This window comes from Pseudomonas sp. DW-iso17, from assembly GCF_058725345.1.
In genome coordinates, this window is the sequence record NZ_JBZXEA010000045.1 from 204,162 (window position 1) to 218,095 (window position 13,934).

Genomic DNA, 13,934 nt, shown 5'->3' on the forward strand with positions numbered 1-13,934 from the left:
TTCATGAGTCAGCTCGATGACAAGATCAATCAGCATTTCGCCGGCCTGGTCGTCCGCAAGGATCTGGTCAAGGCGGTGAAGGGCAACGCCATCGTGCCCTCCTATGTGCTGGAGTATCTGCTGGGCCAGTACTGCGCCACCAACGACGAGGCCACGATCCAGGCCGGCATCGAGACGGTCAAGGAGATCCTGCGCAAGCACTATGTGCATCGCAATGAAGCAGGTCTGGTACGCTCGATTATCAAGGAGAAAGGCCGGCACAAGGTGATCGACCGCGTCAGTGTCTCCCTAAACGACAAGGATGACGTGTACGAGGCGGAATTCGCCAACCTCGGAATCAAGAAGGTGCTGATCGACTCCAGTACGGTGAAGGCCCACCAGAAGCTGCTGGTCGGCGGCGTGTGGTGCATCGCCGATCTGGAGTACGAGTACACCGAAGACAAGTCGGCCTCACCGTGGGTTCTGGCATCGCTCAAGCCGATTCAGATCTCCCGCTTCGACTTCGAGGGCTACTTGGATGCCCGCAAGCAGTTCACCACCGATGAGTGGATCGACCTGCTGATCCAGAGCGTCGGCTTCAACCCTCAGATGTTCGGCAAGCGCAACAAGCTGCTGCAGCTGATCCGTCTGATTCCGTTCTGCGAGCGCAACTACAACCTGATCGAGCTGGGGCCGAAGGGCACCGGCAAGTCGCATGTCTACTCAGAGTTCTCGCCTCACGGCATCCTGATCTCCGGTGGCGAGGTGACGGTGCCTAAGCTGTTCGTCCACAACGGCACGGGCAAGCTCGGTCTGGTGGGCTACTGGGATGTGGTGGCCTTCGACGAGTTCGCCGGCAAGCAGAAGCGCGTGGACAAGGCGCTGGTCGATATCATGAAGAACTACATGGCCAACAAGTCGTTCTCGCGGGGCGTGGAAACCCTCGGAGCGGAAGCCAGCATGGTGTTCGTCGGCAACACCGACCACACCGTGCCATACATGCTCAAGCACAGCGATCTGTTCGACCCGCTGCCTGAGAAGTTCCACGACTCGGCCTTCCTCGACCGCCTGCACAGCTACATTCCCGGCTGGGAAGTGGATGTGATCCGTGGCGAGATGTTCTCCTCGGGTTACGGCTTCGTAGTGGACTATCTGGCCGAGATCCTCCGCTCGCTGCGTAGCCATGACTTTTCGGATCGCTACAAGGGGATGTTCAGCCTTTCAGACGACATTTCCACCCGTGACCGTGACGGTATCAACAAGACTTTCTCCGGGCTGATGAAGATCCTCTACCCACACGGAGAGGCCTCGAAAACCGAGGTGGAGGAGGTGCTGCGCTGTGCTATCGAAGGACGCAAGCGCGTCAAGGATCAGTTGTTACGCATCGATACGACCTACCCAGCGGTACGTTTTGCCTACCAAGGGGCTGATGGCCAGGAAAAGCTGGTGTGTACGTTGGAAGAGGGGGAGTACCCGAATCAGTACCACCGCCGTGTGGCTGCCGAGATGGCCGAGATCGACCTCTTCGGAAGCATCGAAGCCACAGTGGCGACGGAGGATGGCCACGTCGCCACGGCAGCGCCTGTGCGGCCTGCTGCGCCGCGGAGCAAAGAGCCTGAGCTGAGGGAGCAGCACCTGGCTTTCCAGGAAAACCAGCGCGGCGTGACCTTCGACAAGTTGTTCGGCCCCTACTTGGCTGGGGCAACACACATCAAGATTACCGACCCCTACCTGCGGCTATTTCACCAGCTGCGCAACCTGATGGAACTGCTGGAAACTGTCAGCAAACAGCGAGAGGAAGAGGATGAAGTGGAAGTGCATGTCGTGACCGTCGAGGATGAGTTCAACGGCGAGCGGCAGACTGAAAGCCTGCAAAAGATCGCTGATGCCTGCAGCAGCGTAGGTATTCATTTCACTTGGGAATACGATGCCACAGGCACCAAGCATGATCGGGACATCACGACTGATCACGGCTGGAAGCTCGTGCTGAGTCGAGGGCTCGATATCTTCCAGCGCTTTGAGCTCAACGACGCATTCAACTTTGCCAACCGGATGCAGCGGCATCGGCAGTGCAAGGAGTTCAATGTGACGTATGTTCGGGTTTGAGTATGTTGATTGAATACTGCTCGGTCAGTTCAACCGTCTGACCTAAAATCGCCACATCTGTCTACAGGTCGCCCGCCATGTCTCGCAAGAAGCTGCCTATCGTTTCCAGACCTCCGCACGCATTCGCCAGGATGGCTGCTACTACGTCGACAAGACCGGCATCGCCCTATGCTGATTGAGGAAGGCAACTACCACTTCCTCTCCGTCCTCGGCGCTTTAGTAAGAGCCTGTTTATCGACACCCTGGCCGAGCTGTTCGAGGGTATGGCACTTTGCCAATGCGGGCGTCCACCCCGTTCGCTCATTCGATCATGACAAAAAATAAGTAAAGGGACCGCCCCCGAGACCGCCCTGGCATTGGCCAAGGGCAGTCCATCGGATGGCATGAATAACTTTTCGATTACAGATAACCCCGCTCGGCCAAGGAGATACAGCCCTCATAGCCCACGATGACATGATCCAATATCCGGGTACCGATCATATTAAGGGCGTTCTTGAGGGTGGTGGTCAGTGTACGATCAGCCTGGCTGGGCTCTGGGTCACCGGAGGGATGATTGTGGACCAGTATTACGGCCGCTGCATTGTTCTCCAGGGCGATCTTGACCACTTCCCGTGGGTAAACGCTGGCTCCATCCAATGTGCCTCGAAACAGCTCTCTGAAGGCAATCACCCGATGCCTGGTATCAAGCAACAGCAACGCAAAGACTTCGTGCTCATGATATTGCAGCAGTGTTTGTAGGTGACTGAAGACCTGCTTTGGATCGGTCAATGCCCGGCCTTTGGAGAGTCGGCTCATTGCCAGTTGTTGGGCCATTTGCAGGATATCAGCCTCGGTGACAGGTGAGTCCATGACATAGGTGCCGGTTGTTTCACCGGCCTTGAGCTTGTGGTATTTCATACGAGTATTCCTGTGTGAATGCGTGCGAGCGGAAGGAAGTCGAGAGGGGCGTTACTGGATTGAGGGCCTGCCGTGGTGCCGGGAGGCTTGGGACTCTAGCTTCTGAGCCAGTGAGGGTTTTCCAGGTGTTGCCGGTTGGGCTTGGGACTCTCCAGGGCTGGGCTGGTCTTCAATGCTGGGGAAGAATTCCTCGACGATGGCGCCGGTGTCCTCCTCGCTGTCTTCAAAGGCGCCATTGCTAAAACCCTGTCGGGCCGCGCGATCCAAGGTGTTCTGGTCAAAGCCCGCAGCTTGCCGGGTTTCCTCTAGTTGCTTGGCGGCGCGCAAGGCGTCTTCTAGGCTTAGGCCGCTGCGCACTGTGATATCCACGTAGAAGATCGGCGTGCCATGGCTCTGGCGGGTGGATTTACCACGCAGACGCAGCTCCAGTGGCAGACAGGCCAGGCGATTGCCCGAGATGGCTTGCAGGTAATGCAGGCGCGCAGCCAGGGTGCGGATGCTGTTGAATCCAGTGGTGCGGAAGACAAAACTGCCCAGGGGGTCGTCATCGCCAATCACCACATTCAGCCGACCGTATGGCTTGCAGGCATTGCCTTGGGCCAGTGGGCAGCCATCGGGTGAAGGGCAGGGCAGCGACTGGATGCCGTCCTTGGTCAAACGCTTACACGTTTCACCGTTGCCGACGCACAACGGTCTGCCGGTGGTACGGTCGAACAGGCTGTAGTCCGCGCGAAAGTTGAGGTCCGGTTCGTTGAACAGCAATCGGATCGGAATGCTGCGCAGCTTGCCATCCTGGCCATTGCGCAGTTCCTCATTGAGGGGATGCAGTAACCAGCCGTCACGGCTCTGGACTTGCGAGGTGATGGTGAACTGATCGTCTTTCTCGGGTAGGCGCTTGCCGTTTTTCTCGACGACCTTGCCGATGGAAATGCGCCCGAGCACTGGCGGTGTAATGGCTAAACCTTTGAGCATGGCGGTACTCCTTGATCTGAAAATAAAAAAGCCACCGGGACGTGAGCGGTCCGGGTGGCTAGGGTGAGCAGGCTGTTTCAACCGATCAGGAAGCGACGACTGCCTGCTTTGGCTTTGGAGTAGCGGGCTTGTAGGTAGGGTTTGTCTTTGAGCATCTGCTCGACATCCAGGCCAATGCTGTCTTTAGACTTCCTCCAACTGATATAGCCCTCGGCAAACTCTGCACGAGTGGCTTCCCCCATGGCCTGCTGCAGAACCTGCTTGAGCTGCGCTTCACGTGTCTCCTGCTGGGCAATGGTTTGGCGAACAGACTTGAGTTCCAGAAAGGTGCTGGCCAGCTCCGTGTGGTGGCTGAAATCCAGGGTCTGTCCGTTATCCTCGGGGTAGAGGCAGCGTAATGCCGCTTCCGCAGACGCTGTGCCGTCGGCCGGTGGCGGGGTGTCACTGACGACGTAATCCCAGAACAGCCGTTCTAGGTCAATCAGCCGCGCAATCAGTGCCTCGTCGCGGGTGATGCGATGGATTTCCAGGTGCTGACCACCGAGCAGGACCGCCACATCAGCGGCCTGCTTGCCAGTGACGGCGAGCTGGTGCATGACTTGCAATTGCACATACTCGGGCACGCCCTCTTTCCAGAGGCGTACTCCGTTTATGCCCGCTGTTTTGCATTCGAGGATTTGCACCTCTGGAGCACCGATCACCTCGCGGTCGATATTGGCGAGCATCCAGGGCAGTTCTGGATCAGGATGCTGCAGCACCGCGTTGATCCGCCGAACCTTGTTTTGGCTGCGCTTGCTGTAGTGCCAGGCCACGATGGGCTCCAGCACATTGCCCCAGTACAGCGGGCTTTCTTCATCCTGAGGATCGGCTTTGGGCATGCTGGCATCGCGGCCAGTTTTCTCCAGCCATAGTTCCAGCTGCGACTTGTAAGGATTCAGACCCACTGCAGCGGCGGCGTCCGAGCTGCCGATGCCTTGCCTGCGGATCTGCAGCCAGTCCTCGCGGGGCAGCTCCTTGGTGTTGACCAGGCGCAGGGCGGGGCGCGTCTTGCGGGTGCTGCCATTCAATGACGTTGCTTTCATCGTATTCACCTGCCGGTATAAAAAACGCCCGACCAGCACAAGGCTGATCGGGCGCAAGGGTTGATGTGAGTGAGCGTTAGGCGGCGAGTTGCAGAGCGGCATCCAGGGCGCGTTGCTTGAGCTGTGCGCCCTGACCAAACCAGGCCGAGTCCAGGCGGTACTCGTTGCTGCGTGCGCGGCGCTCGTGGTCGACATATTCGGTCACGGCATTGAGCAGGCCCCAGGCGGTGCCGCGTGCCGAGTCCAGTTGACTGCCGCGACCACGGCCCTCGTACAGTTCCTGGACCTTGCGTAGGGCGCGCTCGTTGGGCAACTGCTCTGGCAGAGCACCGCTCGGGCTGGTCTCACACATCACGTTCAGGAAGAAGCTCAGCGCCTCATGCCACTGCACCTTGCGCTCAGCCAAAGCCTTCATGCGGTACATAAACTCGTCCCAGCCAGAGACGGCGATGCCCAGTTGCCTCTTTACCGTCTTCGGGTCAAAGCGAGTGTTGTGTGGCACCTTGATGGCGCGGCTGCTGCCATCCAAGGCGATGGTCAGGGTGTTGTTGCACACCACGCGCACGGTGGTGGGCGTTGCCGTGGTGGCCAGGGTGCCGTCACAGGAGGTGGCCAGCAGTAGGTAGCCGTTGACCTGGTCGTTGCCCTTCAGTTCTGCATTTTGCCCGGTACGTGCCAGTGCCCAGAACTTGCGCCCACCCTTGAGCACGCCGGCCGTTTCTAACTCGTAGCCGGAGGCTTCAGTGAGGTCGCGATAAAACTCCAGCACTTCACGCGGCTGCACAGTGTGGTAGCGCTGGGAGACCACCGACAGCGGTGCTTTGGTGTCGGAGCGGTAGAGGACTTTCTGTTCGGGGAAAGAGTGAATAGTGCCAAGGTGACCGACAGTATCCGACTTGAAGTGCACCGTACTTTCCTGGATTTGCCAGTCCATGCCGGCTTCACGTTGCCACACCTCGATAGGCTGTTTACGGGGTAGTTGATTGCCCAGACCATGCCAAGGAGTAGCGCCGGCGTAGGCCATGGTTTCAATGAGATGAGCCATAGGAATGATTCCTTGCGAATGAATGGGAGTGAGCGTCGATTCATCAACCGCCGACGCGTGTTCACGACGGCTTAGTGGTTGACGCTGAAGCTGTAACCGCACCCCAGGCATTGGTAGTTGTGAAGCACCTTGTCATCGATCTGCTCACCCAGCGTGGCCCCGGCTATCCCGCCTGCCACTCCGCCAAACAGTCCACCGAGAAGAGCTCCAGCAATACCACCAATGGCAATCCCTACCGGCCCGCCGACTACACCAAGCACTGCACCGACTTCAGCACCCGATAGGGCGCCAGCGGCTCCACTGGCCGCACCACCTGCAGCACCAATCAAGCCGCCTGTTTGTTTACCGATATTTTTAGTGATGACGCGTCCAGAGTTACAGCTTGGGCAAGGGGTATACATGTGCAGATCCTCTCAAGTGATGAGCGTGCCGAGGTAGAAGCTGGCACGCCAAATCCCTCTGCAGCAGTCGATACTGCGGGGCGTTCATTGAGGTGATATAGGTTTGAAATATTTTTGGATCCAATGTCGATTAATCTAGCGCTGTAGACGTAACCGGGTATTGGTCCCTCAGGCTTTGAGAGGGCGAGGAAGGTCGATAATGAAATTATGAAGAACTGGGACGCTGGCGGTCCTGATGAACGAAAACTGATCCAAGTGAACCACAGCAAATGGGTCACCATCGGCAACCCTGTGAGGTAGCATCATGTCCGTAGCCCGCTTTGGGCGAGGAGCTGACGTTGGGTCAACGTATCGAGACGACTTTTTTATCTTGATTTTCTCTGATAGCTGACACCGACAGATTGCCTGTACCAGCTTCCTGAATGTGATTGCTCCACCACGCCATAAGAGGGCGTCTGCGTTCTATGTAATCTGCTCGGTTGTACGCGCTACGTACCTCGTCTTTATCGACGTGGGCAAGCGCAACCTCGATCAATTCAGGATCCCAGCCGTGCTCGTTGAGGATGGTGCTCGCCATAGAGCGCATGCCATGGCTTACCAAGCGCCCTTCGAAACCCATGCGCTTTAACGCCATGTTGGCGGTTTGGCTGTTGCAGTGGGTACGAGGGTTTCGGTCTGCAGGGAACACAAATTCCCGATGTCCACTGTAGGGTTTTATCGCTTCTAGGAGTGCAAGAGCCTGCACCGTGAGCGGGACAATGTGCGCGCGGCGCTTTTTCATGCGCTCCGCAGGAATCGTCCAGACCTTCTTCTCGATGTCGATATCTGCCCAGCGGGTGGTTGCTGCCTCTACTGGCCGTGTCATGGTGTGGAGCTGCCACTCGATCAGGCAGCGGGTTGTCCTTTTTATGCTGGCATTGGCGATTGCCACCATGAGTTCTTTCAGCTCATCGGGGGGTAGTGCCGCCATGTTTTTCTTTTTCGGTTTCTTGAAGACGGAGCGGATACCGCTGAGTGGGTTCGCGTGAATCAGTCCCGAGTTGACCCCGTAGGTCATGATCTCGTTGAGCCGCTGCGTCAGCCGCTTCACGGTTTCAAGGCTGCCCTTGGTTTCGAGTGGCCGGAGCAGGTTGATGACTTGAGGTGCGCTGATGGCTGAGATCGGTGTGGAGCCCAAGTCCGGGAATACGTGCAACGTTAGCGAGCGCCAGATGTCCTCAGCATAGGCTGGTGTCACAGCATCTTTCTTAAGCTCATACCAGGACGTCGCCACATTCTGGAATGTGTGCTCAGTCGCAGCTTGTTTAGCTTGCAGCACAGCATCCCGTTTCTCTTTAGGGTCGATGCCGTGGGCAAGTGCTTCCCTCGCTTCAACTGAACGCTTGCGTGCTTGCGCTAGCGAGACTTCAGGGAAGGTTCCTAGTCCCATGTTGATGCGCTTCTTCGTCACAGGGTGTCGATAGTTGAAGTTCCACAGTTTTGAGCCATTGCTTCTCACTCGCATTTGAAGGCCGCCGCCATCGAATAGGACGTAGTCCTTTTCAGCCGGCTTGGCAGATTTAATTTTGAGTTCAGAGAGGCGGGTAGCTTGTGCGCACATTGGCATTCCAGACTTGATTTCGGCATTCCAAAAATTAGCACCTACGGGCTTGGAATGCCATTTGGAATGCCAAAAGGCGTAGCTGCTCATGGACGTCCGTGGACGCCGATGGCGTTGAAAGCCTTGTATTTACTGGCTTTCAGGCACAAAAAAAGACGTCCGTGGACGTCTTTAGATGTGAATTTGGTGGAGCCGGGGGGATTTGAACCCCCGTCCGCCAGTACTCCGCTGTCGGTACTACATGCGTAGCCGTTTCTATTAAGTTAACCCTCAGCGACCCGAAGGGCAGGGTGCTTTGGGCGAGTTGTGTAAGTTTTAGCCGCTTCGTCCACAACGTACTGCACGGCGATTCTGTTCTATATGACAATCACTTTGGGTTTACAGACATCCCCTGGTGATTGCTGGACCCGAAGGTACCAGAAGCTCAGGGCTAAGGCTGCTTACGCAGCGAGAGCGAATTCCTGGCCGTAGTTTTCGTCATTGGCAACTATAAGAAGTTGCAACAGTGGATTTACGAGTTCTGTTACCAACTCGGCATGCACCTAAAGTTTCGCGACCGGCGTCGAATCCTAAACGGCCCCGTGCTTGTAACTCGTTGTTTCTTAGTGAGTGACAAGCCTGTGCAGTGTACGCCAAAACGTCAGCGAAGGCCAACCCGAAGGTTGGCCCTCTCGCTTACTGGCCGCCTTTCTCGCTGTTCTGCAGGTCTTGCAGGGCCTTGGAGGTGATTTCGATGCACTTCTTGTCATCACCTGCGGCGTGGGCGGCCTTGGCCTGGGAGACGGCGGTGTCTATTTCGCCACTTTTACCGCTGGTGTCGGTGGCGAGCAGGGCTTTGCCGTTGTTGATTTTGTCCAGGTTGATCTGGCACAGGTCTTTGTCACCGGCGGCGAAAGCGGGGGAGGCGAGCATCGCAGCGGTCATGAACAAGCCAGCAAGAGCGGAACGCTTCATAGGGTGTCTCCTTGCGCAAAAGGGCTCGACGCTGCTGGCGTGCAACCGCTGCCAGCGACATCACTGATGGGCTTCGTTTGTCGAGGCCTATGCAGATGACTGCGCTGGTGCGCGAGGGTTCGGTTTTTTTGCCGGGTCAGTGGGCGCGGGGGCGGGTGACGCGGTCTACCAGGTAGACCAGGCCGTGGTAGTCGATGCCGCCATGCTGGCTCAGGCCGATCTCGCAGGTGCGGCTGGTGGAGATGCCTTCGCTGCAATGTTGCACGGCGTCCTTGAGTGAGCGCAGGGAGTGGGCGTTGAGTTCCGGGGTGGTGAAGCCTTTGTCGCCGGCAAAGCCGCAGCAATGAATGCCTTCGGGAATCACCACGGTTTTGGCGCAGCGTCGTGCGAGTTCGATCAGTGCCTGGCTCTCGCCCAGGTGTTGGGTGCTGCAGGTGACGTGCACGGCGATGGGCGCTTCCTGGGGTGTGAAGTCGAGGCGGTCCATCAGGTGGGTGCGGATAAAGCGCACGGGGTCGTAAAGGTCCAGGCGCGTTTCTCCCAACTCTTGCACCAGGCGTAGGGTGCAGGGGCTGGTGTCGCAGTAGATCGGGTCGAGGCCGCCGCGGCTGGCGTGGAGCAGGGCGCCGATCAGTTCCTGGCGCTTGTGTTCGGCTTGCTCGGCGTAGCCTTTGGAGGCGAAGGGCTGGCCGCAGCAGAGGCTGTCCTGGTTGTCGGGGAAGACTACCTGGTAGCCGGCTTTTTCCAGCAGTTGGCGGGTTTTGTCGTACAGCGACATTTGCTCTTTATCGCCGACTGCCGGGCCCATGGCGCGGGAGACGCAGGCGGCCAGGTAAACCACGCGTGGGCGCGCGTCCGTCACTGCCGGGCTGAAGCGGATGGCTTTTTCGGGCTGTGGCATGGCGTTGGTCCACTGCGGAATTTGCCCTTTGGTCAGCTTGGTCAGCGTGCTCGAGAGCTTGGCCAGCCGTGGAGCCCCCAGCAGCATGCGCGCACCGTTGGCGACGTGCAGGGTAAAGCGCGCACCTTGCAGCGCGGTGGCGAAATGGCTGGCGAGCCAGTCGGCGGTTTTCGTACGGTCGGCTTCGCGGCTGCGCAGCTTTTTCACCAGGTCGCCGGTATTGATGCCTACAGGGCAACGTTGCGCGCATAAGCCGGTGGCGGCGCAGGTGTCGATGCCCTGATAGTGGTAGGCCGCTTCCAGTTCGGTAGTGTCCACGCCTGCGCGTTTTTTTGCCTGGATGTCGCGCCAGATCACGATGCGCTGGCGCGGGCTCAGGGTCAGGCCTTTTGACGGGCACACCGGCTCACAGAAGCCACACTCGATGCACTTATCCACAAGCTCATCAGCGGCGGGCAACGGCTTGAGGTGTTTGAGGTGGATCTGCGGGTCTTCGCTGAGCACCACGTCGGGGTTGAGGATGCCATTGGGGTCGAGCAGGCGCTTGAGCTGCCACATCAGTTGATAAGCGTCGCTGCCCCATTCCAGTTCGACGAAAGGGGCCATATTGCGGCCGGTGCCGTGTTCAGCCTTCAGCGAGCCACCGAACTCCACGGCCACCAGTTGCGCGACGTCGTCCATGAACGCTTGATAGCGTGCGACTTCTTCGCTGCTGTTGAAGCCTTGAGTGAACACAAAGTGCAGATTGCCTTCCAGGGCGTGTCCGAAAAGGATGGCTTCGTCGTAGTGATGTTTGTCGAACAGTGCGATCAAGCGGTTCACGCCAATCGCCAGTTGTTCGACCGGGAAGGTCACGTCTTCGATGATCACGGTGGTGCCGGTTTTGCGCACGGCACCTACGGCCGGGAAGGTGTCTTTGCGGATGGCCCACAGGCGCGCGTTTTCCAGTGGGTCTTCGGTGAAGTCGACTTGTTGCTCCACGGGAAACGCCGCCAGGGACGCCATGATGCGCGTCAGTTGTTCGTGCAGCAGTGATGACGAAGCGGCGCGGGATTCGATCAGCAGTGCGCAGGCGTTTTCCGATAGGTGCTGTACGAAAGCGGGCATGCCCGGTTTGTCCTGCACCGAACGCATGCTGCGTCGGTCCAGCAGTTCAACGGCAGAGACTGGCTGGGTTTTCAGCACGGTGACTGCGTTGCAGCAGGTTTCGACATCCGGGAAGATGATCAGCGCCGAAGCTTTGTTTGGGTGATCGATCACGGTGTCGTAGGTGATCGCACTGATAAACCCCAGGGTGCCCTCGGAGCCGACCAGCAGGTGGCTGAGGATATCCAGGGGGTCATCGAAATCCACCAAGGCATTGAGTGATAGGCCGGTGGTGTTTTTCAGGCGGTATTTGTGGCGGATTTTTGCCGCCAGCTCAGTATTTGCCCGTGTTTCGCGACCCAACAGGGCCAGGCGTTCAAGCAGTGCGCTATGTGACTGGCGGAAGGCTTGCACGCTGGTGGCATCTTCGGTGTCCAGGCGGCTGCCATCGGCCAGTACCAGGCGGATGCCCGCCAGGGTGTGGTAGGTGTTTTGCGCCGTGCCGCAGCACATGCCACTGGCGTTGTTGGCGACGATACCGCCGATCTTGCAAGCATTGATGGACGCTGGGTCCGGCCCGATCTTGCGCCCGAACGGTGCGAGCCAGGCGTTGGCCTGGGCGCCGATCACACCCGGTTGCAGGCGTATCTGGGTGCCTTGCCCGCGAATTTCGCGGTGGTTCCAGTTATCACCCAGCACGATCAGCACCGAGTCGCTGATGGCCTGGCCCGAGAGGCTGGTGCCTGCGGCACGGAAGGTCACCGGCACGCGGTCGCGCTGGGCCAGTTGCAGCAGGGTTGCCACTTCGTCTTCTGACTCCACACGGATCACCAGCTGTGGAATCAGTCGGTAGAAGCTGGCGTCGGTGCCGAAGGCGAGGGTGGAAAGCGGATCGTCGAAGCGACGATCTTGCGGGATCAGTTGTGCGACGTCGCTCAGGAAAGCAGCAGGCAGGCTCATCGGTCCTCCAGAAATAGCAGACGCCGGAAGGATGCCCCGGCGTCGATTCTTACCCTATTACGTGCAGGCCTCAGTGCACCAGCATACCGGTGAACCAGTACGCCTGCGCCAAGGTGATCAGCCCGACGATGGTGGCAAAAAACAGGCTGTGCTTGAGGGTAAAGCGGAACAGGTCGGATTCCTTGCCCACCAGGCCGGTGGCGGCGCAGGCCACGGCGATTGATTGCGGCGAGATCATTTTGCCGGTCACGCCACCGCTGGTGTTCGCGGCTACCAGCAGGGTGTCGTTGACGCCGATCTGGTGCGCGGTAGTGGCTTGCAGTGAGCTGAACAGGGCGTTGGATGAGGTATCGGAGCCTGTCAGGAAAACTCCCAGCCAGCCAAGGAATGGAGAGAAGAACGGGAAGGCAGCACCGGTGCCAGCCAGAACCAGGGCCATGGTCGAGGACATGCCGGAGTAGTTGGTGACGAAGGCGAATGCCAGCACCATGCCGATGGACAGGATCGGCCAGCGCAGCTCAAAGAAGGTTTCTTTTAAAGTGGTAAGACCAGTTTTGACGTCGATTTTCAACACCAGCATGGAGACCAGTGCCGAGAAGAAGATTGCAGTGCCGGTGGCAGATATCGGGTCCAGCTTGAAGACGGCCGGGATGGCGGTGGGGTTGGTCACGATGGGCGCGACTTTAACCACCAGTTGATCCAGGTGCGGGATCGCGAAATTGAACACCCAGCCGTACATCGGGCCGCCCGCGGCGAACAGGGCCTTGAAGGGTTTGAGAGTCCAGATGGTCACCAGTACGGTGAGGATCAGGAACGGCGACCATGCCTTGAAAATTTGCCCCAGGCTGTAGGGCGAAACCACGGTGTTGCGTGGCAAGCCGAAGCCGCCGGCGCTGGAAGTGACCGCTACGCTGGAGGTGGCGCCGGCAATTTGTGCGCCTGCGGTGCGCTTGGGTTGCCAGACTTTCAGGAACAGCGTCAGGGCAATCAGGCTGGCGAGTGCCGAGGTGATGTCCGGCAGCTCTGGGCCAATGAAGTTCGAGGTGAAATATTGGGTGACGGCAAAGCTCAAGCCCGCCACCAAGGCTGCCGGCCAGGTTTCGCGAACGCCGCGCAGGCCGTCCATCATGAACACCAGCCAGAACGGCACGAACAACGACAGCAACGGCAGTTGGCGGCCGGTCATGGCGCCAATCTTGAACGCATCAATACCGGTGACCTGGCCTGCGACAATGATCGGAATGCCTAATGCGCCGAAGGCCACAGGCGCGGTATTGGCGATCAGGCACAGGCCGGCGGCGTACAGCGGGTTGAAACCCAGGCCTACCAGCAGCGCGGCGGTGATCGCCACGGGCGCGCCAAAACCGGCCGCACCTTCCAGGAAGGCACCAAAGCAAAAACCGATCAGCAACACCTGCAAGCGCTGGTCGTCGGTGATCGACAAAACGGAGCTGCGGATGATTTCGAACTGGCCGCTCTTGACCGTCAATTTGTACAGGAATACAGCCGCGACGATGATCCAGGCGATGGGCCACAGGCCGTAGGCAAAACCATAACCGGCCGCAGCCAGTGCCATGTCTACGGGCATCTGGAAGGCGAAAATGGCGACCAGGATCGACAGGGCCAGGGTGATGCTGCCGGCTACATGGCCTTTGAGGCGGAACACGGCCAGCGCCAGGAAGAAGAATACGATAGGAATGACGGCGGCCAGTGCGGACAGGCCGAGGCTGCCGAGTGGGCTGTAAAGCTGTTGCCAGGTTTGCATATGGGGTGGCCCCTGATTGTTGTTGTTTGGTGAGCTTGGTTAATTGGTAATACCAATTTACAGTCGCTGTGGGCTAGATTAAGAGCCGGAGCAGGGGTGTGTCAATTTGCCGCCTGCGAAACTTTGGTCGTAAGTCGGTAGGCGGGGTGTTCTGATCGGCGAAATTGAAGGCGTTCTGATAGGTGC

At 58.5% G+C, this 13,934-nt stretch carries 10 protein-coding genes and 1 other RNA gene; 1 reads left to right on the plus strand and 10 read right to left on the minus strand.

The genetic code is table 11. The features are described 5' to 3' along the window. Nucleotides 1–3 precede the first annotated feature (3 nt). A complete protein-coding gene (brxL, locus tag AC4PS6_RS24610) occupies nucleotides 4–2,085 on the plus strand; it encodes a BREX system Lon protease-like protein BrxL (RefSeq protein ID WP_371039668.1) in 2,082 nt (693 codons plus the stop codon). 399 nt (nucleotides 2,086–2,484) lie between these two features. Here brxL and radC read toward each other — a convergent pair whose 3' ends face one another. The 10 genes from radC to AC4PS6_RS24660 all read right to left on the minus strand — a co-directional run bounded on the left by radC (nucleotide 2,485) and on the right by AC4PS6_RS24660 (nucleotide 13,748). Continuing rightward, a complete protein-coding gene (gene radC / locus AC4PS6_RS24615; protein ID WP_371039669.1) occupies nucleotides 2,485–2,982 on the minus strand; it encodes a RadC family protein in 498 nt (165 codons plus the stop codon). A gap of 51 nt (nucleotides 2,983–3,033) precedes the next feature. Next, the gene (locus AC4PS6_RS24620) at nucleotides 3,034–3,954 is read right to left on the minus strand and encodes a recombination directionality factor (protein ID WP_371039670.1); all 921 of its coding nucleotides are present in this window, start codon (nucleotides 3,952–3,954) and stop codon (nucleotides 3,034–3,036) included. Between the two features lie 77 nt (nucleotides 3,955–4,031). Next, the gene (locus AC4PS6_RS24625) at nucleotides 4,032–5,036 is read right to left on the minus strand and encodes a YqaJ viral recombinase family nuclease (protein ID WP_371039671.1); all 1,005 of its coding nucleotides are present in this window, start codon (nucleotides 5,034–5,036) and stop codon (nucleotides 4,032–4,034) included. A gap of 76 nt (nucleotides 5,037–5,112) precedes the next feature. Continuing rightward, nucleotides 5,113–6,081, minus strand: coding sequence for a DUF932 domain-containing protein (locus AC4PS6_RS24630; RefSeq protein ID WP_371039672.1), 969 nt, complete (start codon nucleotides 6,079–6,081; stop codon nucleotides 5,113–5,115). A gap of 71 nt (nucleotides 6,082–6,152) precedes the next feature. Further along, nucleotides 6,153–6,482 carry a hypothetical protein gene (locus AC4PS6_RS24635; RefSeq protein WP_371039673.1) on the minus strand — a complete coding sequence of 110 codons (330 nt, stop codon included), beginning with the start codon at nucleotides 6,480–6,482 and terminating at the stop codon, nucleotides 6,153–6,155. Between the two features lie 343 nt (nucleotides 6,483–6,825). Continuing rightward, on the minus strand, nucleotides 6,826–8,082 hold the full coding sequence (locus AC4PS6_RS24640) for an integrase domain-containing protein (RefSeq protein WP_426429122.1): 1,257 nt from the start codon (nucleotides 8,080–8,082) through the stop codon (nucleotides 6,826–6,828). A 184-nt stretch (nucleotides 8,083–8,266) separates the two neighbouring features. Continuing rightward, nucleotides 8,267–8,663: a transfer-messenger RNA gene (gene ssrA, locus AC4PS6_RS24645) on the minus strand. 94 nt (nucleotides 8,664–8,757) lie between these two features. Then, complete coding sequence (locus AC4PS6_RS24650) at nucleotides 8,758–9,036, minus strand: PA2433 domain-containing protein (RefSeq protein ID WP_005791519.1); 279 nt, start codon at nucleotides 9,034–9,036, stop codon at nucleotides 8,758–8,760. 136 nt (nucleotides 9,037–9,172) lie between these two features. Further along, nucleotides 9,173–11,983, minus strand: coding sequence for an FAD-binding and (Fe-S)-binding domain-containing protein (locus AC4PS6_RS24655; protein ID WP_336827025.1), 2,811 nt, complete (start codon nucleotides 11,981–11,983; stop codon nucleotides 9,173–9,175). Nucleotides 11,984–12,053: 70 nt separating this feature from the next. Then, a complete protein-coding gene (locus AC4PS6_RS24660; protein ID WP_336827024.1) occupies nucleotides 12,054–13,748 on the minus strand; it encodes a lactate permease LctP family transporter in 1,695 nt (564 codons plus the stop codon). Nucleotides 13,749–13,934: the final 186 nt, after the last annotated feature.